Genomic DNA, 24,225 nt, shown 5'->3' with positions numbered 1-24,225 from the left:
ACGAAACCGACTGTTTTTTTCCATTAAGCACGGCCTACCGCTCCGGCAGGCCAAGAAGCGCCTACGAAGCCGTTACGTTCCTTCCCGTCTGTACCATTTTCGGATGGACGATGCAGTCATACTCCCCATCGGCTGACAACGGTTCCGTGCTGAGCGCGACGAGCCCGTGCGCCACCTCCAGCCACTCGTTTTCATACCGCAGCATTACGCCATCCGGTTTAATGGCCATCATCCATTGCGGGCCGCTGCCAACGGAGCGATACGGGATGAGGCGAAGACGGTCCATCCATCGTTCTGGAAGAGCGTCTAAGGACGCATGGCTGCCGAGGCAAACGAGCAAGTCTTCCGGCAGCACCCCTTTCGCTTTTTCCCGCTCCACCACCATCACCGGCGTTTTCGTCAGGGGGTCGACGAGCTGATTTCCGCTGTCGATCAAGCCGCGGAGCGCGAGCGTTCGCCCGTCCCAGATGACGGTGACGTCGATGATATGCTCAAACCGAAGTTTTTTTTCGCGAATCGCTTCCACACGGCGGCGCGAAAACAGCCATAAAACCGGAAACCCGACGATCACAAACAGCCAGCTGATCGGGTCGCCCGCTCCGGGCTGGCGCATGAAAAGAAGCCCTTGCCGAACCGACCAATGCTGGGCGAAAAAGTAATGGACCGCCAGCATGCCGCCGCCGACAGCGAAGGTGGCAAAATAAAACGCCAGCATGTTTTCAAGCAAATAACGCGGCCGTTTAAAACCGAAAGCGGCGAGCACAATCAGCACCGACACGCCGATTTTGCTCAGCGGATGTTGGGCGATGGCGGCAGCAGGGGTGAATAACAGCACCACGAGCATGGAGCCGATGAGCGCTCCGGCCAACAATCGCCACCAGACGATCGGCCGCTTGAGCATAAGCGCCGTCAGCCACAGAAGCAGCGCGTCAAAGCAAACGTTTAGCAGCCAAATGACATCGAGATAGACGATCAAAACAAAAAGCCCTCCCCCGCCCCCAGCGGCTTTGTCTGAAACAAGTATATAGCACGTGCCAGCAGGAAGTCTGTCAATCGGTGGCCGTGAAAAAAAGAATGTTTTGTCAAAGCGAGGGGAATCGCGGCAGATCAACGGCAAACGCCAAGGAGCCGTTTCGTTTCGTGTCGCATCATGCCAAGGGGGAACGAAAAGCGAAACCGAAAAACCCAAGGGCGCGGCCGCCTGACCGTGTTTGCTGAAACGCGGCAGCCAAATGAAAAGAAGCGCCCGCCGCACGCCCCCTTGCGGCCCGTTCCCCACCCCCGGTGCCAAGAGGCGGCAAGCGCACGTCAACACCTAAGCAAAAAACGAGGGTGTCCCGAAAGGATCGAGACACCCTCTTTCGTTGCTATATATACGGGCGGACTGCTTCTGCCGCACGATACGTTGCGCCGATCTTGAAGAGAGATAACTTTTTGGGTCAGCCTCTCTTTCATCGCTATAGGCGGTTGCTGTCGTCCGTTGCCGTCCGCAGCTGCTACTATCTGCGGCCGCTGCTAGCGGCGACGGTTGCGGTTGCGCAAGAAGGCGGGAATATCGAGCGGGTCTTCCGCTTGCCCCGAACGGAGCGCCGCGTAATCTTGCGCCGGTTCGTCGCGCTTTTCCCGTTTCGGTGCTGGCGCAGCCTTCGTTGCCGTGCCGATGCGCGGCGGACGCGACTGCGAAGCGACGTTTTCGTTGAATCCGGTCGCGATGACCGTCACGATGATTTCATCCTTTAAGTTCTCGTTAATCACGGAACCGAAGATCATGTTCACTTCCTGATCGGCCGCCGAGGCGACGATGTCGGCCGCTTCCTGCACCTCATACAAACTCAAGTTCATCCCGCCGGTGATGTTCATGAGCACGCCTTGCGCGCCATCGATGGACGTTTCGAGCAACGGGCTGGAGATGGCCTTTTTCGCCGCCTCCGCCGCCCGGTTTTCCCCGCTGGCGATGCCAATCCCCATCAATGCCGAACCTTTATTGGACATGATCGTTTTCACATCGGCGAAGTCAAGGTTGATGAGCCCCGGCACGGCGATCAAGTCGGAAATGCCTTGCACCCCTTGGCGCAATACGTTGTCCGCTTCGCGGAACGCCTCGAGCATCGGCGTGTTTTTGTCTACAATTTCGAGCAGCCGATCGTTAGGAATGACGATGAGCGTGTCGACCGCTTCCTTCATGGCGGCGATGCCGCTGGCCGCTTGGGTTGCGCGTTTCCGCCCTTCAAAGGTGAACGGACGGGTCACGACACCGACCGTCAGCGCCCCTAATTCACGGGCGATTTGGGCGATGACCGGCGCTGCTCCCGTTCCCGTTCCGCCGCCCATACCGGCGGTGACAAACACCATGTCGGCGCCGCGCAGCGCCTCTTCAATTTGCTCCTTGCTCTCCTCAGCCGCTTTTTTTCCCACTTCCGGGTTCGCCCCCGCACCTAAGCCGCGTGTCAGCTTTGCCCCGATTTGCAGCTTGATCGGCGCTTTTGACAAGTTGAGCGCCTGCGCATCGGTATTGACTGCGATAAATTCGACACCTTGCACCCCGTGCTCAATCATTCGATTAACGGCGTTGTTGCCGCCGCCCCCGACCCCAATCACCTTGATCGTTGCCAACTGATCAACCGTTGTCTCAAACTCCAACATAGCCGAATCCTCCTACATTTCAATCTCTATTCGAAGAAAGAACCGAAAAATCGTTTGACTTTCCTTCCGAAATGGTCCTCTTTCTTTTTGGGCTTCATCTGCTGTTTCGGCGCGGGGCGGTCCGCCGGCTCCGCGGCAGCGGCGGCCGGGACCGCTTTCCCTTGCAGCTGCGCCTGCCGATAGGCGAACTTGAGCAGCCCGACGCCAACCGTATATTGCGGGTCACGCACGCCGATATAGTCCGGCATGGCAACGCGAACGCTTGTCCCGAGCACCATATGGGCCAATTCAAGCAGCCCCGGCAGATTGGCCACGCCGCCGGTCAGCACATAGCCGCCGGGAAGATCGCGAAACCCGAGCCGGCGCACTTCCTGCTGGACCATTTGCAGCATTTCTTCCGCTCGCGCCTCAATAATGTCAGCAATCTCGAGCTGGCTGAACTGCTGGTGCTGATCCGTGCCCATGATCGGGACGCTGAACACTTCCTCTTCAGAAGCGTAATCGTAGCACGCATGCCCGTGCTTCAGTTTGATTTTTTCCGCGTCATCCGTTGTCGTTCGCAACCCGATCGCCAAATCTTTCGTAATATGCTCGCCGCCGACCGGCAGCGAGGAAACAGCTTGAAGCGCCCCTTGTTCAAAGACGGCTACCGTTGTCGAGCCGCCCCCAAGATCGACCAACGCCGCTCCCAAATGCCGCTCGTCATCGGACAGCGCAAGCGAGCCGGCGGCTAGCGGCTGAAGGCAAATGTCGCTGATCTCCAAGCCGGCCCGCTCCACGCAGCGAAGAAGATTATGTAACACGGTCTTCGCGCCAGTGATCATAGTCCCTTCCATTTCCAGACGGACGCCGAGCATGCCGCGCGGGTCATGAATGCCGTCCAGTCCATCGACGATAAACTGGCGCGGAACGACGCCAATAATCTCCCGATCGGGGGGAATCGAGACGACTTGAGCCGCATCGATGACGCGCGCGACATCTTCATCGCTGATTTCACGGTTTTCGCTTGCCACCGCCACGATGCCATGGCAATCATGAAGCTGAATATGGCTTCCCGCCACCCCGACGATGACGCGGCGAATCGACAATCCGACCATCCGTTCCGCTTGTTCGACCGCGCGCTTGATGGAATGCACCGTTTTATCTATATCAACAATCGCACCTTTTTTCAGCCCTTCTGACTTGACATTGCCAATTCCCATAATATTGATGGAGCTTCCTAGCATTTCTCCGATGATGACTTTGACGCTCGATGTTCCCACATCTAAGCTCACGACGATCTCATTGCTGCTCATCTTTTGGCATCTGCCTACTAAAAACGCGCCGGTGCCGGCCGGCGTTTCAGTAAGCAGCGACACCTCCTTTTTCGGCTGAAATTTCCCCACTCTTTTCATCTATGAACGGTTGTTTCGTTTGCTCGTTTTCTTTCATAAATAATTCAACACGCGAAAAGACTTTCCCTGTCGTTCGCTTAACTTTTTTCACGATTTTGCCGCCGCTTCGCCCACTCGGCAAGCCAAAGGCGGCGGATGATGGCCATGTTCTGAAAAAGGCGAACGCCGAAAGCAAACACGGCTGCTAAGTACAAGTCTACACCAAGATGCACCCCAAGAAAAGTTAAAGTTGCAGCAAGAACAATGTTGAAAAAAAATCCCGTTATAAATACCATTTCGTCATACGTTTGCTGCAAATGGGCGCGCCACCCTCCTATTAATGTATCAAAGGCAGCCAAAATGGCAATCGATAAATAACTGGAATAGGCATCGGGAACTTCCCAGCCGGCAAGAACGCCGATGGCAAACCCAAGCAGCAAGCCAAGAAGCGGCAGCCACATCCTATTTCCCCTCCTTGCCGGCGTTGACCGTTTCCATATACTTGACATTTGGCCGCGCGGAAGCAGGCGGAAGGACAACGGTTGGTTGAGGGGGAGAGATCGCCAAGTCCAGATTTTCAACGGCAAAGTCATCGCGAATCGGGGAAACAGACAATCCGCTGTACAGCTTATCGACATCATCGGCCATCACTTTGACGGTGGTGGGCAGCCCCACGGGGCGGAGCCCGACTTTGGTGATGCCATTGACGTCGCGAATCGCTGTCCCATTCGTCAGCCGCTCCCCACCGATGGCGATTTCTTTCGCTCCGTACTTATTCAACTCGTTGACCAGCCGTTGCAGCAGCTCCGGCGACACGGTTGCCGCGACCGGCCCAACATAGCCGGCAAGCGGCGCGATCGTCAGCACAACACCGGGGCCTTTTGCTTCCGTCAGCCCGGCCTCTTCGCGAAGTTCGGCGACGGTCGTCTCGAGCGCCTCTGCCCCGCCTGTCGCCTCTTTTTGTCGATAGTAGCGCAGCCGCTCCTCATACTTTTCAAGCTCGTCAAGCAGCTGCTGTTCTAGTTTCTGCTCTTTCGTCAAATCGGCGCGCAGCTGCCAAATGTCGCGCGTGTCGCGTCCTTCTGCAGGCAGCGTCGTGCGCAGCCCCACCGCGATCATCATGCCAAACACGGCGGCGACTCCGGCAAAATACAGCTGTCTTTTTGGGTGCAATGCGCTTCACCACCCTTCCTTATGGCTTGGGCGCAAAAATCGGATCAAGAACGATCGCCTCTTGCTTTTCCACTTTCACATCGACATGGTCTTCAACGAGCTGATCGACAACGCCGCCAGGGAGTCCGAGCGCGGAGGCGAGCACATCCGGATTGCCGATCGCCGAAATGACAAACGGGGCCGCATGCGGCGTCCCATCCACTTCAATGACGGGACCGTTGCAAACGATGTACGAACGATGGGAAATGCGCTGCCCGTTAATGGCAACGGCTTCAGCACCGGAGATGAGCAGCTCATGAACGACGCTCCAGACGTGCTGTTCGTGAACGATGTAATCGGTAGCGCTCGCTTCAGAGGGGATATAAGAGGAATCGGAAAGCGTGACTGCAACGCCTTTCCCTTTCACCCTCGCTTTTCCGATATACATGCGCAGCTGTTTCGCTTCCTCTGCCAACCCGGCTTCGCTTTCCTGCTTCTTGGAAAGCTTTTTCTCCCATGCGGCCAGCTCCTCTTGTTTTTGAACAAGCTGTTGCTTGAGCGATCGGTTTTCCTTTTGCAAAGAAAGAAGCGCCGAACGATATTCATACTCTTTGCTCCACTCGCCGTCCTTCCATCCGCGGCGGGACGCTTCTTTGCTGGCGTGCTGATACGAAAACCCGAGCATGGCACCGAAAATAAAGCAAATGATCGTCAGAAGGATGCGGCTACGAGCTTGGCGCTTCATCGTCATCCTCCTTTTTCGGCGGATCGTAAGGAACAAAGTAGCTGCCGACTTCCAAATGAATAACTCCTTTGACATTTCGGTCCAGCGCGGCGACAATCGCTGGATAATGCGCCAGCTTGTCGGCAAAGCGCCGAATCGTCGCGCTCACCTCATAGCCATCGTTCATATAGACGATGACGCGGTCTTCATACTCCTTCGTCGGCTTGTAATGAATTTCCGACATGGCGCCAAGCACGGCGGCCGGCAGTTCGGCCAGTTGTCCCGTCATCTCGGCAATGGCGTCGCCGTTTTTCCAGCCGACCAAAACAGGCGCATCGGTCGGCGCCGTTTTGACGCCTTCCTTCTTCAGCAGCCGCCCGTTTTCGAGCAGGGGGAAAAACGTTTGCTGATCGTATACATAGGCGATCCGCCGCCATTCGCGGACATGAATGACAAGCGTATGCGGCAGCCGCTTTTTGACCGTTACCTCTTTCACTTCCGGATGGCGGGCGATGTTCGCTTCCACCTGTTGTTCCTTCACTTTCCAAAAGCTTGTCCGCTTCGTCACACCGCTTAGGCTGATGATGCGCTCATCTGACAAATGGCGGTTGCCGCTCACTTCAATGTGCCTGACCGCGCTAAACGGCGATTGGAAATAAAGAACGCACAAGATGGCCAGAAAAAAGAAGAACAAATACGCAATCAGCCGGCGGTTCGCTTTTTGACGACGCCGCTCTTTCAACTTTGGCACGCGATCCTCTAGGACGACGACCTTTCCTTTTTCCATCGCATTCCCCGCTTTCTTTCTCCAACGCCCTGCTTTCCGCCGTTGGTCTGTTGGCCCACCCCATGAGGCCGATGCCGTTTTTTTGCATTTGTTTTCATTATATCACAAACAAAAAGCGAGCGAGAGCCTGTTTTTGCCGCATTTGCCGGCACTGTTCGACGCGCGGGCGAACAAAAAAGGCGGCGGATCTTCGCCGCCTGCCTAATAGCGGGCATGCCGGCTGATGTTCAGCAGCACGCCGATGGCCATAAGCATGAGCGTCAGCGATGATCCGCCGTAGCTCAAAAACGGAAGGGTGATGCCGGTGACGGGCATTAATCCGGTCACAACGCCAATGTTGATCATCACTTGAATGGCGATCATCGAAACGATGCCAAGCGCCAAAAAGCTGCCGTACAAATCGGGTGCACCAAGAGCGATGCGCACCCCGCGCCAGAGGAGAAGGGCAAAAAGCAATAGGACGAGCGAGCCGCCGATAAAGCCGAGCTCCTCGGCCAAAATGGCGAAAATAAAATCCGTTTGCGGCTCCGGCAAGTAAAAAAACTTTTGCCGGCTTTGCCCGAGCCCGAGACCAAACAAACCGCCCGGCCCGATGGCATACAGCGACTGAATGATCTGAAACCCGCTTCCGAGCGGGTCCTCCCACGGGTTTAAAAAGGACGTAATTCGTTTGATCCGATACGGCGCGGATAAAATAAGGGCGGCAAACCCGGCGAGCCCCAAGATGCCGAGCCCGGCAAAATGGCTGAGGCGGGCGCCGGCGACGAAAATCATCGTCACACAAGTGCCGACCATGACCGTTCCCGTCCCCAAGTCCGGCTGCAGCATAATCATGCCGAACGCGGCAAACACGAGCAACAGCGCCGGCAGCAGTCCCTGTTTGAACGAAGGAATCTTTTTTTGGTTTTCCGATAAATATTTGGCCAAAAAGGCGATCATGGCGAGCTTCGTAAACTCAGACGGCTGAATGGAAAACGCCCCGACGCCGATCCAGCTGCGCGATCCGTTGCGCACCATGCCGATGCCGGGAATGAGCACCAAAACGAGCAGCACAAAACAAACGCCAAGCAGCACTTTCGACCAGTCGCGCCATACCCAATAATCGATGTTCATGACAAAAAACATCGCGATGACGCCAATACCTGCGAACAACAGCTGGCGCTTGGCAAAGAAAAACGAATCATTGAACTTGTATTCCGCCCAAATGGCGCTCGCGCTGTACACCATGATCAGCCCGATGGCCAGAAGCGAAAACGTTAAAAGAATGAGCAAAATATCCGGCGCAGACCTTTTCCGCGGCAATGCCCAACACCTCTATTTTTGTAAACTAGAGGGAAAGGGCTGTCCCTTTCCCTCTATTTCAACTTATGCACGGCGTTGATAAAAATGTCCCCTCTCTCCTCGAAAGTTTTGTATTGATCCCAGCTGGCGCAGGCCGGAGAGAGCAAAATGACGTCGCCCGGTTCGGAAAGCTCGAAAGCAACCGGGACGGCTTTTTCCACATTATCGACATATCGGATCGTTTCTATTCCCGCTTGTTGGGCGATGCGACCGATTTTGGCCGCCGTCTGGCCGAACAGTACAACGGCCTTCACCCGTTGCAAATACGGAAGAAGATCATCAAACTCATTGCCGCGGTCAAGCCCGCCAGCGAGCAAAACGACCGGCTCGCCAGCGAACGCCGAGAGCGCCTTTTGCATCGCCAAGATGTTCGTCGCCTTCGAGTCGTTGTAAAACCGTCGGCCGGCGACTTCGGCCACATACTGAAGGCGGTGTTTGACGCCGGAAAACGTCGCCAGCACCCGGCGGATCGCCTCATGGCTGGCGCCAGCCAACTTGGCGGCCGCCACCGCCGCGGTGATATTCTCCAAATTGTGCTGACCTGGAAGGACGATGTCGGCGATTGGAATGACAGGCTCGCCATTCCAATAGACGGCGCCGTCTTGAACGTACGCTCCTTCGCCGAGAGGTTTCGTCGCCGAAAACAGCACTTTTTGCGCCCGAATCGACGAAGCGGCGGCCATCACAATCGGATCATCGGCATTGACGACGGCGTAATCGCGCTCCGTCTGGTTGCGGAAAATGTTGGCCTTCGCCGCCACGTACGCCTCTTTCGTTCCATGATAATCCAAATGCGCGTCAAAAATGTTGAGCAATACCGCAATGGCCGGCCGGAACTGATCAATGCCGGCGAGCTGAAACGAAGACAGCTCGGTGACGAGCCATTGTCCCGGCTTTGCCTCTCTCGCCACTTCACAGGCGACAAGGCCGATGTTGCCAGCAAGCAGCGGATCTTTTCCGTCCGCTTTTAACATTTCATAAATGAGCGTCGTCGTCGTCGTTTTTCCGTTCGAGCCGGTGATGCCGATAAACGGCCCTTCGGAAATGTGGTAGGCAAGCTCCACTTCGGTGACAACCGGCAGCCCTTTTTCCAGCGCCCGTTTCACCATCGGGTTCGTATACGGAATGCCCGGGTTTTTCACGACAAGATCAAACGGCTCATCGAGCAGCTCGAGCGGGTGTCCGCCGCAAACGACGCGGACGCCAAGCTCTTTCAACTTTTGAGCCTCGGCATTTTCGGAAAGCGACTTTTGGTCATTGACAACCACATCGGCGCCCAGCTCCACAAGCAGCCGCGCCGCCGCCACTCCGCTTTTCGCTAATCCAATGACCAGCACACGACGATGTTGATAAGACAGAGTCGGTTTCAATTACATCCACACCTCGATATAAATTCCTAACATGGCGAATAACAGCCCGACCGTCCAAAATGTGACGACAATGCGCCATTCCGACCAACCGACAAGCTCATAATGGTGATGAAGCGGGCTCATGCGGAACACGCGCTTGCCGGTCATTTTGAACGAAGCGACTTGAATGATGACCGACAGCGTCTCAATGACAAACACCCCGCCGATGACGACAAGCAATAGCTCCAGTTTCGTCAAAGCGGCAACGGCCGCAATCGCGCCGCCAAGCGCCAGCGAACCGGTATCGCCCATGAACACTTTCGCGGGATGGGCATTAAACACCAAAAAGCCGAGCACCGCCCCGACAACGGCCACGCAAAAGACAGCGATGTCGTACTGCCCCTGATTCCAAGCCAGCACCGCGTAAGCCCCGAAAGCGATCGCCGCCGTCCCTGCGAGCAGTCCGTCAAGCCCGTCCGTCAAATTGACGGCGTTGGAGCTGCCGACAAGCATGAACAACAGCAGCACCCCATAAGCCACACCTAGCTCGACCGACCGATCGGTGCCAGGAATATGTAGCGCGGTGGAAAATCCGCTTTGACGGTAAACGGCAAAAAAGACCGCCGCAATGACGAGCTGGCCGATAAATTTTTGCCAGCTCGTCAAGCCAAGGTTCCGCTTCATCACCACTTTGATCAAATCATCGAGCAAACCGAGCGCCCCATAGCCGATGGTGACGAACAACAATAAGTACGTCCCTGTGGATACGGAGGTGAAATGGGGCGCCACCCATACGGTCGTCACCGCAATCGCCGCCAAAATCATGATTCCCCCCATCGTTGGGGTACCTGATTTTTTTTGATGCGACTTCGGCCCTTCTTCGCGAATGCTTTGTCCAAACTTCAACCGGCGCAAAAACGGGATTACGAGCGGCGACAAAATGACGGTGACGAAAAAGGAAACCGCCATGGCCATGATGATCATTGGCTCTCGCATACGTCTTCACATCCTTTAGCCGGCCGCACGTTCAGCCACCGCTTCTGCAAGTCGGCGAGCCGGCGGCGAACGTCCTCATCCACTGAGGCGCCATCGGGAAGGGTGAAGAAAAACTCCGCTTCCCCGGCGGCGCCGGACTGCTCCACATAGCGCGCAAACAGGGCGGCCGCCGCTTCCAGCGGCGATGGGACGAAAAAGAGCGGAAACTGGTTCGGAATGTAGCGCGGCAGCGGGTCGCCAAGCCGCCAAAACGCGCCGATCGCGCCATGTTCAATCGCCAGTTTCAACGTTTCCGCCCCGTTTTCGAGCGGCACAAACAATCCTTTTTTCACTTGTCTTGTCGGATCGACAAATACGGCATGGAAGCGAATCGTTTCATCGACAATTCCGCGCGCCTCCGTTGCCACCGATTTCACCATCGTATACGCGATCATCGTCATCCTCTCTCCTTCAGCGCCATTCGGGCGACGGCGCGATCGTCAAACTCAATCACGTCATCGCCGATGATTTGGTACGTTTCATGCCCTTTGCCGGCGATCAGGACAACGTCCCCTTCCTGGGCGTTGTGCACCGCATAGCGAATCGCCTCTTTCCGGTCGGGGATCGTCACATACGCTCCCATGCTAGGCTCGACTCCCGCTTCCATATCGCGCAAAATTTGCTTCGGGTCTTCCGAACGCGGATTGTCGGAAGTGAAAATGGCCAGATCGGCGAATTGCACCGCCGCCCGCGCCATCAGCGGCCGCTTCGACCGGTCGCGATCACCGCCGCAGCCGATGACGACATAGACGTTCCGCTTCGCAAACTGGCGCACCGTTTTCAAGGCGTTTTCTAGACTGTCCGGCGTATGGGCGTAATCGACGATGACCGTAAAGGGTTGCCCTTCATCAACTGTTTCAAAGCGTCCCGGTACCGGCTCGACAGCAGCGAGCGCAGCGGCGATCGCTTCCAGCGGAAAACCGGAAGCGAGGCAAGCGGAAGCGGCGGCAAGAATATTATATACATTGAACGCCCCGACGAGCTTCGTTTCGACCGCGGCCGCCCCATGCGGCGTGCAAAGCCGAAACGCCATTCCGCTTGGGGTCATGCGAATGTCTTCCGCCGTCACATCGCTTTTTTCGTTTATCCCGTAAGTGATGATCGGCGCTGCCGTCATATGTTTATAATATTGCGAAACCGGATCGTCATGATTCAAAACGGCAAATTTGGGGCGCTGTTCGTCATAGCGGTTGCCGAGCTGGGCAAACAACAGCCCTTTGGCATTTCGATACTCTTCCATCGTCCCATGATAATCGAGATGGTCTTGCGTCAAATTCGTAAAGACGGCCACATCATAGTCGCAGCCGTGCACCCGTCCTTGGTGCAGCGCGTGGGACGATACTTCCATCGCGGCGAACTCGACCCCTTCATCCACCATTTGTTTGAACGTGCGCTGCAGCATAAGCGACTCCGGCGTCGTATTCACCGACGGATAAGAGCGGTCGTCGATTTTGATCTGCACCGTGCCGATCAGCCCCGTCTTTTTGCCGTTGTATCTGGCAATCTGTTCAATGATCGAAGTCGTCGTCGTTTTGCCGTTTGTGCCCGTCACGCCCACCAAATGAAGGCGATGGGTCGGCTGCCCATAAAACGCATCCGCCAATATGGCCATCGCCCGCCGGCTATCCGGCACGACCACGACCGGAACGTCAACCGGAAGCGGCCGCTCAGCGACCATAGCCGCCGCGCCGCGCGCCGCCGCCTCAGCGGCAAAATCGTGGCCGTCAACCGTAAATCCCTTCAGGCAAAAAAAGAGAGAGCCAGGCTGGACGCGGCGCGAATCCATTTCGAGCGCAACGATATCCGGGTTTCCCCCGCAATGCGTCCAAAAACTAGGCAAACGGGACAATAATGTCAGCAGCTTCATGTTGGCCCATTCCTTTCCTTTCGAAATCGTCTGCCGAACGATGCGGACAGCGGAAAAAGGGGCACAGCCAACCCGACGTGTCATCGCATCGGCCGCCCCTTGTCCGATCCCTTTACCGTTCTTTTGCGAAATAAATGCGGATGGTCGAGCCTTCTTTTACTCTCGCTCCCGGCTCTGGAGATTGTTCGACCACGACATCCCCTTCGCCACTAACATCTAATTTTAAGTCAAAAAGCTGTTCTTGCAAATCTTTTTTTGTCAACCCGATCAAGTTCGGCACTTCAATCACTTTCGGCTCGTTCCAATCACGCTCTTTTTCCAATTGATTCGGACGCGGCTTCACTCCGATCGTGCGCAAGCTATCTTCCATGATTTTCCCTACGATCGGCGCCGCCACCGTGCCGCCGAACTGAACGGTCCCTTTCGGATTGTCAACCGCCACGTAGACGACGAGCTGCGGATCGTCCGCCGGAGCAAAGCCGATGAACGATACGATATGATTGTTTTGCAAATAGCGGCCGCCTTGCGCCTTCTGCGCCGTTCCGGTTTTTCCGCCGACGCGGTAGCCTTCGACATACGCCTTTTTCCCTGTTCCTTGCGCGACGACGCTCTCAAGCGCGTACCGAACTTGTTTGGATGTTTCCTCGGAAATGACGCGCCGTTTCGCCTTCGGGGTATTGCGGCGCACGATTTCTCCCGTCTCCGGGTCAACCCATTGCTTGGCGACGTATGGCGTGTACAAAATGCCGCCGTTGATCGCCGCCGATACAGCGGCCACCTGCTGAATCGGCGTCACCGACACCCCTTGGCCGAACGCCGTCGTCGCCAGCTCCACCGGCCCGACTCGTTTTAAATCAAATAAAATGCCCGTTCCTTCCCCTTGCAAATCAATGCCGGTTTTCTCGCCAAACCCGAATTGCTTAATATACTTAAACAACGTCTCTTTCCCTAACCGTTCCCCCAACTCGACAAATCCTGGGTTGCACGAATTTTGCACGACTTCCAAAAACGTCTGCTCCCCGTGGCCGCCTTTTTTCCAACAACGGAGCGTAGCGCCGGCGACTTTCGCATACCCCGGATCAAAGAAATGGTCTTTCAGCAAGTTCACTTTGTGCTCTTCCAGCGCCGCGGCCAGCGTAATGATTTTGAACGTGGATCCCGGTTCATATGTACTCCAAATCGGCAAGTTGCGGTTATAAATTTCCGGCGGAACGTTGCGGTAGTTGGACGGGTCGAAAGTCGGGCGGCTCGCCATCGCCAAAATTTCGCCGGTGTTCGGGTTCATGGCAATAGCAATGATGCCATCGGGATTGTATTTCGCCTCCGCAATATCGAGCTCCCGTTCGACGATCGTCTGAATGCGCGAATCGATCGTCAACACCAAATTCAAGCCGTCGGTCGGCGGCGTATAATCATCCGCCATGTCGGGCATGCGCCGGCCTTTGGCATCGGAGTAAAACTGCACCGATCCGCGCTCGCCGCTCAGCTCCTTATCATAATACAGCTCAAGCCCGGTGAGCCCTTGATTGTCGATGCCGGTGAAGCCGAGCACATGTGACAAATAGCTGCCAAACGGGTAATAGCGCTTCGTGTCTTCGGCAATATACACGCCGTCGAGATCGAGTGCGCGCACATCCGCCGCCTTTTCATCGGAAATTTTCCGCCCCTCTTTGAGACGGACGATCGATGTTGGTTGCGTGATTTGTTTATAGATCGATTCGACGGAGCCTCCCAATGCCTGCGCCAATTTTTCCGCTGCCTGCGCTGGGTTTTTCACTTGTCGGGGAATGACATACACCGTCGGCGCGCTCATGTTGGTCGCCAACGGGACGCCATTGCGATCCAAAATTTCGCCGCGTTTCGGCTCAAACGGAATGTTCCTGCCCCACAGCCCTTTCGCCCGTTCCGCTAGCAGATCGCCGAGCCAAAATTGGACGTAGCCAAGACGAAGATCGATAATCGCAAAAATCAAAATTCCGATCAAAAAGACGATCGTCAACCGCTTGCGCACGGTCACGTACGATACGCGCATATGGCGGAACCTCCTTTATCGTGGGCTCGTTCCACTATATGCTTGTACGCCCCGTTGTAGAACGGCAAAAAATCATTCATGCGGGCCGTCGTCTTTTCGTTCCGCTGCCTCCTTCGCCTTTCTCGCCGCCGCTTCCTCCCACTGGCGCGGCGGAGCGAGCTCGACGATCAAGTAATCTCCTTTGCGCACTTCCGCCCCCGGGCGAATATTTTGGCTGATGACGTAGCCGCTTCCTTTGGTGCTTGGCCGCAATCCGAGAACGCGGGCCACTTTCATAGCGTTGCGAAGCGAAAAGCCACGCAAATCCGGCATCGCGGCGGTCCCATCCGTCTTGAGCACGACTCGCTCGCCCACGAGCACGTCCTCGCCGGCTTGTGGCAGCTGGTCTTCAACGGAGCGGCCGCGACCGATCACGACCGGGACATAGCCGCTTTCTTTCACCTGTTTGGCGGCCAGTTCCGCCGGCTGGCCGATGAAGGAATCGAGCGGCCGCTGCGCCGCCTTTTCTTCGGTGCGCTTCTCTTCGACCGGTTGAATGTGCAAATATTGCAGGCTGCTTTTCATCACCGTTGTAAAAATTTGCGACACCGGCGCCGCCCCGGTTTCGGTCACATCGAGGTGCGGCTGTTGAACGGCGACATACATGAGCAGCTTCGGGTCATCGGCCGGTGCCATGCCTAAAAAGGAAAAAATGTAGTTTTCCCGTCCGGTCAAATAGCCGCCGGCGGCGGACGGAATTTGCGCCGTCCCGGTTTTGCCGGCGACGCGGTAGCCTTCGATTTGATAAGGACGGCCGGTGCCGTGTTCCGACGTGACGACCGTCTCTAAAATGTCCCGCACTTTTCGCGCCGTTTCCGCCGTGATCGGTTCGCCGACCACCGTCGGCTCATGATCAAGGAGGACTTTGCCGCTGTCCGGATCGACGACTTTTTCAATGACGTACGGCTTCATCATTTTCCCATCGTTCGCGATCGCTGTTGCCGCCTGGATTTGCTGAATCGGCGTCACCGATGTCCCTTGGCCGAATCCCGTCGTGATCCGTTCGATCGGATAGCGGTAGCGAATTTGTCCGACCGCCTCGTTCGGCAAGTCAATGCCGGTTTTCTGATCGAAATGGAAGCGGTGCAAGTATTGCAAAAACCGGTCTTCTCCCAGCTTCTCTTTCACCAAAATCGAGAAAGCGACGTTCGAGGAGCGCTGCACTCCTTCATTGAACGTAATCGTTCCCCAACCGACATCGTTATGGTCGCGGATCGTATTCGGCCCGACTTTGTAAGAGCCCGAGCGGTACGTTTCATTGCCGTTGTACACCCCTTCGTTAATCGCTGCGGCGAGCGTGAACACTTTCATCGTCGAGCCCGGTTCGTACGGATAGGAGATGGCGTCATTGAAAAAGTTGGTGATGTTGCGCTTGTTAGGGTCAAAGCTCGGGCGAGTCGCCATAGCCAAAATTTTCCCCGTTTTCGGATCGGCGACAATGGCGATCATCTTTTTCGGCCTATATTGTTTTTCAACGCCGTTCATGGCGTCTTCCAAAAACGTTTGAATTTTTTCATCGATCGTCAAATACACATTCGCGCCGTTGTTCGGCTTGACGATATGCTCCTTTCCCCCCGGAAGGCGAAACCCGTTCGCATCGCCGTCGAAAGATACATAGCCGTCTTTTTCGCGCAAATAGCGGTCAAGCTGTTTTTCGATGCCCATTTGGCCGACCGTTTCGTTATGCTCGTTTTTTTGCGCGTAGCCGACCACATACGAAGCGAACGTGCCGTTCGGATAAAACCGGGTCGTATCGCGGATGAAAGCGATGCCCGGCAGGTCGAGCGCTTCAATTTTCCGCTTCAGCTCAAAGCTGATGTTGCGGCCATACGATCCGAACTCTACCTGCTTCGCCTTTTTCGTTAAAATGCGCTCCATCTTTTCGACGTCCATGCCGAGCAACGGAGCGAGCTTTTTCGCCGTTTTTTCCGGATCAACGACATGGCGCGGATGGTTCGGGTCGGTCGTCATGTTCGGATCCAACACCGCGACAAGCGTGTAGGAAGGCACGTCTTGGGCCAAAATGCCGCCGTTGTGGTCGAAAATCGTGCCGCGCTTCGCCTCAAGCGTCCGCGTTTGCTTGCGCTGCTGTTCGGCGATTTCCGCCACCGGGTGCCCTTCCGCTTTTCCGGTCCATCCGAGCTGGATAAAGCGGGCAAACAAGAGCGAGAAAGCCAAGCCGAACAGGCAAAACAACAGCCATGCCCCCCGATGGGTGTTGCGATGCTTCTTTGTTTCCATCGGCCATCATTCCTGCACAACTTTCACGCGGTTTTCGTCAAGCGACAAACCGAGCTCTTTCGCCTTTTGCAAAATGCGCTCGTACGCGCTCAGCCGCTGCACCTCGACGTACAAGTCGTTGTTCGCTTTTTTCTGCTCGCCAATCGTCGCTTCAAGCTGCTGGACATGCCGGTTCAGCTCATAAAGGCGCACTTGGTTGGCCACGATGTGAACAGCCGCATAAACGACAAACAAGCAAAACGAAACAAACAACAGCTTTTCAGCAAGCGACAGGCGAAAGCGCCGCTTCCGCTGCGGCGCCCGGCTCGGCGACGCGGCCGGACGTCCTTGTTCACGCACGACTTTGACAGCTGCATCGTTCACCATTGTTCCCCTCCTGTTTCTCCACTCGTTTTGTTCGGTATGGCCAACCGCCATGCGGTCATGGCCGTTCGATGTGATGTCCCTTCTTTTGCCCTTGCCGGCCGTTGCCCTACTGGGCGCTGCGCCTTTGCATCGGTCATCGTTTTTCAGCGATGCGAAGCTTGGCCGAGCGGGCGCGATGGTTTTGCTCCAACTCGTTTTCCGAAGGAACGATCGGCTTTTTCGTAATGATTTTCAGCACGGGCCGCCCTTCCTCGGGAAGAACCGGAAGCCCCGGGGGAAGCGGCGGACGCTCGCTCGCCTTTTTGAACGTTTCTTTGCAAATGCGGTCTTCAAGGGAATGAAACGTAATGACGCTCACGCGGCCGCCCGGCGCTAGCAATTCAATCGCCTGCTCGAGCGCCTCGCGAAACGCTTCGAGTTCATCGTTGACCGCGATGCGAAGCGCCTGGAAAATGCGCTTGGCGGGATGCCCGCCGCTGCGGCGCGCCGGTGCTGGGATGGCCGCCTTGATCACCTCGACGAGTTCACCGGTTGTTTCAATCGGCTTTTGGCGGCGCACCTCTTCAATTTTGCGCGCGACTTGCTTTGAAAACTTTTCCTCGCCGTAGCGAAAAAAAATGCGCACGAGTTCCTCATATGGCCAACGATTGACAATTTCCGCCGCCGTCAGCGACTGCGTACGATCCATCCGCATATCCAGCGGCGCATCATGCTGATAGCTGAAGCCGCGCTCCGGTTCGTCGAGCTGCGGCGAAGAAACCCCTAAATCAAAAAGGACGCCGTCAACACAGTGAACGCCAAACGCTGAAAGCTCTTCCCGCAAAAATCGGAAATTGCGGTGCACGAACTGCACTCGCTCGCCGTAGCGGGCCAGCCGTTTCCGCGCATGAGCAATGGCGGCTTCGTCTTGGTCAAACGCAAACAGTTTGCCGCGTTCTGAAAGAAGAGAGAGCAAATATTCGCTATGGCCGCCGCCGCCCAACGTACAATCGACATAAACGCCGTCCGGGCGAACGTTCAGCCCATCCACCGCCTCTTTCAGCAACACTGTTGTATGTCGAAACACATGTCCACCACCTTTGCTGCTTGCCGGCTCCTTGGCGTCACCAAGGGCCGCTCCCTTATTATATCGCAAACAGAAGCAAAATTTTAGCTTTTTTTGTAAAAAACCGTCCCTTTTTGTTTCTTTTTGTCGGATGGCGAAACGAGCAGTGCGCTATCCGTTCTGATAAACTTTACTTTTATTTCCAAAACACAAACGTTGTTTTTTTACAATTCCTTTTACAAAAAAAAAATCCTGCTTGAAACAGGATTTTTCTTTTCGACTTTTTCTTTGAAAAAGCCTTATATATATACAATTTTATGCATTCCGTTTTCCGGAGCAGGAATGGACAAAAGTTTTTCTACAAAATCAAATCCGTAACGGTTCACATAGTAAAACACGTTCCAAATCCGCTCCTGCGGCGCGCCGTGCGGCCGAAGCGCCGTTTCCACGCGCCAAAATTTCCGCCATTGGGTTTCGTGTTTACGCAAAAGCGCCCGCTCTAGCGCCTGTTGAAGAAACTCGATTTGCGCCTGGATGATGGCGGCATTTTTCGCCATCAATCCCTCCAATCCGCGATCAATGGCCATCCCGAGCTCCCGCAACGGCCGATGCGCCGCCTCCACTTCCGCTTTCGCTTTGGCAAACGCGCTCGAAAGCGGGGCTTCCGCCGTTTGTTTCAACCACTGTTGCTTCACCACATCAAGCTGCCCGCGCAATACGTCAGCCGCTTCCAAGCCGAGATCGGCCAAGTCCGTTTGCAGCGAACGGCTGACGATCGTCGCTTGCAGCCGGGGCACAACCGGCGGCATTTCCATCCCGAACAGCGGAAACGCCTCCTTCAATTCCGCCCAATAAGCGATCTCGCCGGGCCCGGCGACAAACGCGAGCGTCGGCAACAAATATTCTTGCATGAGCGGGCGGGTGACGACGTTGTTGCTGAAACAGGCCGGCTTCGTTTCAGCGAGCACGAGCAGCTCTTCCTTCGTCCAGACGACATTCCCCGCTTTAGTGCGAAACCGTCCGGTTTGTTCATCGTAGTGCAACAGCGAGCGCTCATGGCCGTCGTAATAAAACAAATTGGCCGCATCAGGCCCTATTTCAATGAGCGGCGCATACCCGAGCGCGCGCAGCGCTTCTTGCTGAGCCAACACAGCGGACGTTACGTCCCGGTGACGGTTGATAAGCTCGGCGAAAAAACGGCGTTCGAGCGGACGCACGGCGGCATCGCCGGCGTTCAAAACGACCAGTCCCTCATCGGCGAACAAACGCAGCACGATGGCGGCAAAAAAGTCGACAAACGTAGCCGCCCCATCGAGACAGGAAAAAAGGAAGGAGAGCAGTTCATTCGTGACGTCTGTTTCCCCGTACGTTTTGACGACGCGCTCCACCCACTCTTCGGCCAGCCGCCGATCAAGCGGGAGATCGGCCGCCATCCGCCTGTCATTAACCTTGTGCGGATAAACGGCTTTTTTCACTTCTCCCCCTTCCACCACGTAAACGTGATTGATCTCGGCGATATCGTGGTCTTCGCCGGCGATCCAAAACAGCGGGACGACCGGCACACCTAGTTTTTCCTCTTGCTCTTTGGCCAGACGGATGATCGTGATGATTTTATAAATCGTATAAAGCGGACCGGTCAACAGCCCGGCTTGCTGCCCGCCGACGACGACAACGCTCCGCTCGTCGCTCAATCGTTCAATGTTGCCCATCGTCTTGGCTCCCGCCCCAAGCCGGCGATGGTAGGCGCGCAAATAATCGGCGAGCGGGCGTCGAGCATACGTTTTTTCTTGCAAATAAGACAACCGCCGGCGGAACGCCTCATCGTCCACCCGCGCATAGGCGAATCCCCGCTCAGCTGGAAACGCACCTGTTATGTAATCAGCGGCCAACTTCGTCGCTGCCGGCAGCGAAATATCGCGAACTTCCATGGCCCAAAACTCCCTTTCTATGTATTCTTTCCTGAGTATAGCACGTTTGGCGCCAAGAGAAAAAAGCCATGCTCAGCCGTTCGGATGTCGCGCATCTCCTGATCGATCGGGGGAAACAGCGACGTTCACCCGTTCCATCGCCAATCAGGGCAAACAGCGGTTTTTCACCAATCCACTAGAAGGCTGGTGATTTAAGGGAGCAAGCCGCTGATCAAGCCCGTTTCTCAAACAGATAAGCCTTGTCGCGTCAAGAGCGCCTTTCAAACGTTTCCCCATTGCTCAAGAGAAACGACCGTTTTTCACCGTCCTCCTAGAAGACGGAAAGAGACGTCTATATCCGCCTGCGTCGCCATTCTAGTTTTTCACCAACCCGCTGAACGACGGAAACCGCCTCTTCGCTAGCCGGCCACCGGAGATCCGGATCGAGCTGCGCGCCGCCCCTTCCTCTTTTAAAGGCTGGCCGCAATGCGCACGACAATGCCATAAACCATTAGCCCCGCGTAAAGAGAGGCAAAAATAAGAAAGCTCGCCCGCCAAAATAAGCGAAACACCGCGCGCAGGCGGAAGTCCCCTTGTTTCCGCCAATAGCCGAGCGCGATCAATCCATGCAAAACGAACAAAAAGAGAAGAAGGGGAACGAGGTACGACCGATGAAACACGACCGCCAGCAAAAAATAAACAGCGGCGATGAAAAACACCGTTGCCGCGTTGACGGCGGCGTAAAACGATGACCGCTTGCGCCGGCCAAACAGGCGCGCGCCAACGTAGACGAGCAAAAACAACAAAAGCGGCGCGGTAATAAACGTTGCCAACGCTGAAGCAAGCCACTCATCCATCCTCCTCCCTCCCTTCCTTCCCTTTGATAGCGCAAAGCAAAAAGCGAATAAGCGGCAGCGCCACCCCGCGCGCTTCACCTTGTTGAAGCACATAGCCTAAAATGGCGTCAATTTCCGTTCGACGTCCATGCGCCAAATCCATATACATCGACGAATAGTTGTCCGCCGTTTTTCGGCAGATGTGAACGATGCGTTCCCACGCCCGCTGCTCATCGGCAAGCGCCAGCGCCTGCCGCACTTCATCAAACAGCTGCACCATCATTTCGCGATACGGAGCCACCTCCAGGAGCGCACCGTTGTTCACTTGCAAAAGCGCCGTGAGCGGGTTGATAACCGCATTGACGACAAGCTTGTCGACAAGCATGCGCTTCCAATCATCGGCCCACTCGATCGGAAAATGAGGATCGTCGCTCTGAAGTTCGCGAGCATCGCCAATCGAGCCGAAGCGGACTGCCAACGTCAACTTGCCGACGCCTGTATGTACGACTGTGCGATCATCCCGTTTCCACGCCCCGTGTTCAACGACGCCAGCCAGAATCGTTTGGCCGGCCAACAACGGAAGCGAATCAAGATGGCCCATGCCGTTTTGCACGAACACGAGGGTGCGCACGCGGCGAAACGCGTCCGCTCGTGCCCAGATGGCATCAAGGTCATACTGTTTGACCGCTACGAACACGAGCGGCTCGTCCAGTTCCGCGTCGGCAAACGGCCGCGCCCTGACCGCCACCGTTGTCGTTTCCCCGTCTTTTTCGAGCGCCACTCCTTGCTCAGCCAGCTGTTTGGCCTGCGCCAAGCGTCTTGTGTATATCGTCACTTCATGGTGGCGTCCAAGGTAAGCCGCGAGCAGCAGACCGACCGCCCCACCGCCGACAATCCCGATTTTCAAGCTTCCTCTCCCCCGCTTTCTTGGCATATGACGTTAGCCTTATTGTAGCAAACATCTGTTGGTTCCGTTAAGAAAAAAAAGCCGGCTAACAGCCAGCTTTTCAGCTTTCACCGGCGCCATCCGCCTCGTTCGGCTCCGGCTTCTCATGATCGGCCACCATTTGACGCGCCCGTTCCATAATCGCCAGCAACGTCTTGTACTCTTCTTGAACAGCGGCCAACTGTTTTTCGAGCGCCTCTTTCTCCATTTGCAGCTTGGTTACCATTTGCTGGAGCTGCTCCATATCATTTTTCAGCGCCCGATTTTCGTCCGCTGCCCGCCGGGCCTCGCGCGCCTTTTGTTCCTCCGCCTGCAAAAACGCCAGCACGTCCGGCCATGACAAGTGCTGTTTCCCTTCCGCTTCCACCTTCGCCCGTCCCCCGCTTTCCTTGATCGCTGCCACCTCTTTTTTTCGCCTTTTCCGCTCTTGCTTCGCCAGTTCAATGTCCTCTTTATACTGCTTGCGGACGCACGAGTTCCACCGAAATCCGCACGCCGCCGCCGTCCGCGACAAACGTCGTCCCACTTCAGCAAACGCTTCCAGCTGGGTGTTGCCTTCGCGAATATACTGAAGAACGACGCTGGCCAACAGCTCATCTTCTTCCTTCGTCCATGCGTCTTGGCGGATGCCTGTCATCTCCTTCCCCCTCCCCCTGATCACCGCTTTGTCATTATATGTATGCGGCTACTAGAAACGGTAGAAGGAAAAATTACTTCTTGTGCAAAAAAGCGCGCAGCGCCTGTTCATGTTCGCGAGATCCCCACAGTTCGGCACAGCGGTCGATCTCGGCGGAAAACTGCTCACGAAACCAAGCCGTTCGCCATTTTTCGCCGGCCGTCGCTTTGTACGCCTGTAAAACAGCAAGCGGCCGCTCCGTGTAGACCGCAAGCCGCTGACGCCATTGTTCGCGCCACGACTCGGCCGGCACAATGGCATCTGTCCAACCGCGCGCTTTCATCTCCTCAGCCGTCATCAGCTCCGCGCGCAGCAATACATCGAGCGCCTGTCCGTACGGAAGCTTGGCGAACAACATCGACGCCCCTCCCCAGCCGGTAGTGATGCCAAGCCGCCCTTGCACAAATCCAATCCGGCTCCCTTCCTTGACCAAACGGATATCGCAAGCGGTCGCCAGCTCGCAGCCGCCGCCGATCGCCGTTCCGTTGACGAGGGCGACCGTCGGTTTCGGAAACGTCAACAACTTGTACAGCAGCTCCCCCATGCGCGTAAGCATTTGTTTTGCTTCCGCGCCACGCAAATGCCCAAACTCGTGTAAATCGCCGCCGGAGCAAAACGCCTCGCCGCCGGCGCCCGTTATGGCGAACACTTTGACGTGTTCATCGGCCGCCGCCCGTTTCATCGCTTCTTCCAACGCCTCCATCACCGCAAAGTTGATGGCATTGCGCTTTTCCGGCCGGCAAATCGTAAACAGGCCAACGCCAGCCTCATATTCCATTTTCGCTTCCATCGGTGCTTCTCTCCTTTCGCTTGCATCCCTCGCTGCTTTTCTTCCTTTTCGCTTGATGAATTGGGCAGCCATCGACCGATTTCCTGCTTGGCGGAAATAAAAAAAGCTGTCCGATAATCGGACAGCTTGTCGTCAGATGTCGGCCATTATTTGTTAACGACATCTCTTCCTTTGTACGTTCCGCATGCTTTGCAGACGCGGTGCGCCAATTTCCACTCACCGCAGTTTGGGCATTGCACCATGCCCGGCACTTGCAGCTTGAAGTGTGTACGGCGCAGCCGTTTTCTCGTTTTCGATGTTCTTCGAAAAGGTACTGCCATCGTTCCCACCTCCTTGTCGAGCGCATTCAGCATATCGATGCCAGCGGGCGGCCGCCCTTTCCGGACACCGCCTGCCGGCAAACAAGGCAGCTGCCGGACCGAAGCGCTCGCTTCCGGCGCCTTCAGCCGGCAAGGCCGCTCCTAATCATTTCTCCCGTTTTTCCTCAAAAAATTTCGCCAGCCCCGCCAAGCGGGGATCCACTTTGTTGGCCTCGCGCTCTTGCACGACTTTCTCCCATTCGTCCTCTGTGAGGACATCCCAGCCCTCTCCGTGCTGCGGCGCTCCATCAGCCGCTGGGCTGTCGGCGATGAGCTGCAATGGGATTTCCAGTAAAATGAGTTCACGGATAATCGGATGTAAGTCCACCGTATCTCCGGTCAACACATGGGTATCGTCATCCGTTTCCGCCAAACCGGCCCCCTCGGCAAAAAACGTCTCCGTCGTCTCAATGGAAAACGGATAATGGACATCAACAAGCGTCCGCGAGCACGGCAGCACCATCGTCCCGGACAGCGTCAAATGAAACGTAAACTTTGTCGAAGCAACATCCGCTTTCCCTTGGACGCGCACCGGCGAAATGTCGCGAATCAATGTGTCGATTTGTTTCAAATCAGACACATCGATCGTCTCATCAATCACCATTTCCTTATGTTGGAAACGGCGAAGTTGTTGGACCGTCCATTTCATCAACTATCACCTCAAGGCAACGAATAAAATTATACGTTTCGTTTCTATTTTTGTCAATGTTTTTTCTT

24 protein-coding genes are annotated in these 24,225 nt (G+C 55.8%); all 24 read right to left on the bottom strand.

Going from position 1 to position 24,225, the window contains the following annotated elements; translation table 11 throughout:
* Positions 1-61: 61 nt before the first annotated feature.
* The 24 genes from spoIIGA to ACTVIM_RS05380 all read right to left on the bottom strand — a co-directional run bounded on the left by spoIIGA (position 62) and on the right by ACTVIM_RS05380 (position 24,157).
* Positions 62-976: a sigma-E processing peptidase SpoIIGA gene (gene spoIIGA / locus ACTVIM_RS05495; protein WP_445613921.1), complete on the bottom strand. Its 915-nt coding sequence runs from the start codon at positions 974-976 to the stop codon at positions 62-64.
* A gap of 539 nt (positions 977-1,515) precedes the next feature.
* Positions 1,516-2,643, bottom strand: a complete 1,128-nt coding sequence (gene ftsZ, locus ACTVIM_RS05490) for a cell division protein FtsZ (protein WP_033022220.1) — start codon at positions 2,641-2,643, stop codon at positions 1,516-1,518.
* Positions 2,644-2,669: 26 nt separating this feature from the next.
* Positions 2,670-3,938, bottom strand: coding sequence for a cell division protein FtsA (gene ftsA / locus ACTVIM_RS05485; RefSeq protein ID WP_033022325.1), 1,269 nt, complete (start codon positions 3,936-3,938; stop codon positions 2,670-2,672).
* A gap of 46 nt (positions 3,939-3,984) precedes the next feature.
* Positions 3,985-4,128 carry a hypothetical protein gene (locus ACTVIM_RS05480; protein ID WP_156102707.1) on the bottom strand — a complete coding sequence of 48 codons (144 nt, stop codon included), beginning with the start codon at positions 4,126-4,128 and terminating at the stop codon, positions 3,985-3,987.
* Positions 4,115-4,477, bottom strand: coding sequence for a small basic family protein (locus tag ACTVIM_RS05475; protein ID WP_033022217.1), 363 nt, complete (start codon positions 4,475-4,477; stop codon positions 4,115-4,117). Before ACTVIM_RS05475 ends, ACTVIM_RS05480 begins: the two co-directional genes overlap by 14 nt.
* A gap of 1 nt (position 4,478) precedes the next feature.
* Complete coding sequence (locus ACTVIM_RS05470) at positions 4,479-5,138, bottom strand: DUF881 domain-containing protein (RefSeq protein WP_051985111.1); 660 nt, start codon at positions 5,136-5,138, stop codon at positions 4,479-4,481.
* A gap of 70 nt (positions 5,139-5,208) precedes the next feature.
* Positions 5,209-5,913 carry a DUF881 domain-containing protein gene (locus ACTVIM_RS05465; protein ID WP_445613919.1) on the bottom strand — a complete coding sequence of 235 codons (705 nt, stop codon included), beginning with the start codon at positions 5,911-5,913 and terminating at the stop codon, positions 5,209-5,211.
* Positions 5,894-6,679, bottom strand: a complete 786-nt coding sequence (gene divIB / locus ACTVIM_RS05460) for a cell division protein DivIB (protein ID WP_033022211.1) — start codon at positions 6,677-6,679, stop codon at positions 5,894-5,896. Before divIB ends, ACTVIM_RS05465 begins: the two co-directional genes overlap by 20 nt.
* Positions 6,680-6,880: 201 nt before the next feature.
* Complete coding sequence (gene spoVE / locus ACTVIM_RS05455; RefSeq protein ID WP_033022209.1) at positions 6,881-7,981, bottom strand: stage V sporulation protein E; 1,101 nt, start codon at positions 7,979-7,981, stop codon at positions 6,881-6,883.
* A gap of 53 nt (positions 7,982-8,034) precedes the next feature.
* Positions 8,035-9,390: a UDP-N-acetylmuramoyl-L-alanine--D-glutamate ligase gene (murD, locus tag ACTVIM_RS05450; RefSeq protein ID WP_445613917.1), complete on the bottom strand. Its 1,356-nt coding sequence runs from the start codon at positions 9,388-9,390 to the stop codon at positions 8,035-8,037.
* Positions 9,391-10,365 (bottom strand): phospho-N-acetylmuramoyl-pentapeptide-transferase, encoded by a 975-nt coding sequence (gene mraY / locus ACTVIM_RS05445; RefSeq protein ID WP_445613916.1) that lies wholly within the window; start codon positions 10,363-10,365, stop codon positions 9,391-9,393.
* Entirely contained in the window at positions 10,350-10,805 is a 456-nt protein-coding gene (locus tag ACTVIM_RS05440) for a hypothetical protein (protein ID WP_033843481.1), read from the bottom strand. The genes mraY and ACTVIM_RS05440 overlap by 16 nt, the downstream gene beginning before the upstream one ends.
* On the bottom strand, positions 10,802-12,271 hold the full coding sequence (locus tag ACTVIM_RS05435; protein WP_445614312.1) for a UDP-N-acetylmuramoyl-L-alanyl-D-glutamate--2,6-diaminopimelate ligase: 1,470 nt from the start codon (positions 12,269-12,271) through the stop codon (positions 10,802-10,804). Before ACTVIM_RS05435 ends, ACTVIM_RS05440 begins: the two co-directional genes overlap by 4 nt.
* Before the next feature lie 112 nt (positions 12,272-12,383).
* Positions 12,384-14,303, bottom strand: a complete 1,920-nt coding sequence (locus ACTVIM_RS05430) for a stage V sporulation protein D (protein WP_445613914.1) — start codon at positions 14,301-14,303, stop codon at positions 12,384-12,386.
* A gap of 72 nt (positions 14,304-14,375) precedes the next feature.
* Positions 14,376-16,583, bottom strand: coding sequence for a penicillin-binding protein (locus ACTVIM_RS05425; RefSeq protein ID WP_445613912.1), 2,208 nt, complete (start codon positions 16,581-16,583; stop codon positions 14,376-14,378).
* Positions 16,584-16,589: 6 nt separating this feature from the next.
* Positions 16,590-16,946, bottom strand: coding sequence for a cell division protein FtsL (ftsL, locus tag ACTVIM_RS05420; RefSeq protein WP_445614311.1), 357 nt, complete (start codon positions 16,944-16,946; stop codon positions 16,590-16,592).
* 136 nt (positions 16,947-17,082) lie between these two features.
* A complete protein-coding gene (rsmH, locus tag ACTVIM_RS05415) occupies positions 17,083-18,015 on the bottom strand; it encodes a 16S rRNA (cytosine(1402)-N(4))-methyltransferase RsmH (RefSeq protein WP_033022197.1) in 933 nt (310 codons plus the stop codon).
* A 278-nt stretch (positions 18,016-18,293) separates the two neighbouring features.
* A complete protein-coding gene (gene bshC / locus ACTVIM_RS05410; protein ID WP_445613911.1) occupies positions 18,294-19,922 on the bottom strand; it encodes a bacillithiol biosynthesis cysteine-adding enzyme BshC in 1,629 nt (542 codons plus the stop codon).
* A 449-nt stretch (positions 19,923-20,371) separates the two neighbouring features.
* Positions 20,372-20,758 carry a DUF3397 domain-containing protein gene (locus ACTVIM_RS05405; RefSeq protein WP_033022194.1) on the bottom strand — a complete coding sequence of 129 codons (387 nt, stop codon included), beginning with the start codon at positions 20,756-20,758 and terminating at the stop codon, positions 20,372-20,374.
* Positions 20,751-21,644 (bottom strand): 2-dehydropantoate 2-reductase, encoded by an 894-nt coding sequence (locus ACTVIM_RS05400; RefSeq protein WP_445613910.1) that lies wholly within the window; start codon positions 21,642-21,644, stop codon positions 20,751-20,753. The genes ACTVIM_RS05405 and ACTVIM_RS05400 overlap by 8 nt, the downstream gene beginning before the upstream one ends.
* Positions 21,645-21,744: 100 nt before the next feature.
* Positions 21,745-22,320 (bottom strand): RsfA family transcriptional regulator, encoded by a 576-nt coding sequence (locus ACTVIM_RS05395; protein ID WP_445613909.1) that lies wholly within the window; start codon positions 22,318-22,320, stop codon positions 21,745-21,747.
* Positions 22,321-22,393: 73 nt separating this feature from the next.
* Positions 22,394-23,149, bottom strand: a complete 756-nt coding sequence (locus ACTVIM_RS05390; protein ID WP_445613908.1) for an enoyl-CoA hydratase/isomerase family protein — start codon at positions 23,147-23,149, stop codon at positions 22,394-22,396.
* A gap of 146 nt (positions 23,150-23,295) precedes the next feature.
* The gene (gene rpmF, locus ACTVIM_RS05385; RefSeq protein WP_011230605.1) at positions 23,296-23,469 is read right to left on the bottom strand and encodes a 50S ribosomal protein L32; all 174 of its coding nucleotides are present in this window, start codon (positions 23,467-23,469) and stop codon (positions 23,296-23,298) included.
* A 145-nt stretch (positions 23,470-23,614) separates the two neighbouring features.
* Positions 23,615-24,157 (bottom strand): YceD family protein, encoded by a 543-nt coding sequence (locus ACTVIM_RS05380; protein ID WP_144973581.1) that lies wholly within the window; start codon positions 24,155-24,157, stop codon positions 23,615-23,617.
* Positions 24,158-24,225 lie beyond the last annotated feature (68 nt).

This window comes from Geobacillus sp. YF-1, assembly GCF_052692335.1.
Note: the sequence above shows the minus strand (reverse complement) of the source record. Positions and strands in the feature narration are given on the sequence as shown.

Bases quoted from the DNA above. Each gene is read 5' to 3' on its own strand.
- ftsZ (WP_033022220.1), bottom strand. From the start codon at position 2,643: ATGTTGGAGTTTGAGACAACGGTTGATCAGTTGGCAACGATCAAGGTG.
- ftsA (WP_033022325.1), bottom strand. From the start codon at position 3,938: ATGAGCAGCAATGAGATCGTCGTGAGCTTAGATGTGGGAACATCGAGC.
- ACTVIM_RS05475 (WP_033022217.1), bottom strand. From the start codon at position 4,477: ATGTGGCTGCCGCTTCTTGGCTTGCTGCTTGGGTTTGCCATCGGCGTT.
- ACTVIM_RS05470 (WP_051985111.1), bottom strand. From the start codon at position 5,138: ATGATGATCGCGGTGGGGCTGCGCACGACGCTGCCTGCAGAAGGACGC.
- ACTVIM_RS05465 (WP_445613919.1), bottom strand. From the start codon at position 5,913: ATGAAGCGCCAAGCTCGTAGCCGCATCCTTCTGACGATCATTTGCTTT.
- divIB (WP_033022211.1), bottom strand. From the start codon at position 6,679: ATGGAAAAAGGAAAGGTCGTCGTCCTAGAGGATCGCGTGCCAAAGTTG.
- mraY (WP_445613916.1), bottom strand. From the start codon at position 10,365: ATGCGAGAGCCAATGATCATCATGGCCATGGCGGTTTCCTTTTTCGTC.
- ACTVIM_RS05440 (WP_033843481.1), bottom strand. From the start codon at position 10,805: ATGACGATGATCGCGTATACGATGGTGAAATCGGTGGCAACGGAGGCG.
- ACTVIM_RS05435 (WP_445614312.1), bottom strand. From the start codon at position 12,271: ATGAAGCTGCTGACATTATTGTCCCGTTTGCCTAGTTTTTGGACGCAT.
- ACTVIM_RS05430 (WP_445613914.1), bottom strand. From the start codon at position 14,303: ATGCGCGTATCGTACGTGACCGTGCGCAAGCGGTTGACGATCGTCTTT.
- ACTVIM_RS05425 (WP_445613912.1), bottom strand. From the start codon at position 16,583: ATGGAAACAAAGAAGCATCGCAACACCCATCGGGGGGCATGGCTGTTG.
- bshC (WP_445613911.1), bottom strand. From the start codon at position 19,922: ATGGAAGTTCGCGATATTTCGCTGCCGGCAGCGACGAAGTTGGCCGCT.
- ACTVIM_RS05405 (WP_033022194.1), bottom strand. From the start codon at position 20,758: ATGGATGAGTGGCTTGCTTCAGCGTTGGCAACGTTTATTACCGCGCCG.
- ACTVIM_RS05395 (WP_445613909.1), bottom strand. From the start codon at position 22,320: ATGACAGGCATCCGCCAAGACGCATGGACGAAGGAAGAAGATGAGCTG.
- ACTVIM_RS05390 (WP_445613908.1), bottom strand. From the start codon at position 23,149: ATGGAAGCGAAAATGGAATATGAGGCTGGCGTTGGCCTGTTTACGATT.
- rpmF (WP_011230605.1), bottom strand. From the start codon at position 23,469: ATGGCAGTACCTTTTCGAAGAACATCGAAAACGAGAAAACGGCTGCGC.
- ACTVIM_RS05380 (WP_144973581.1), bottom strand. From the start codon at position 24,157: ATGAAATGGACGGTCCAACAACTTCGCCGTTTCCAACATAAGGAAATG.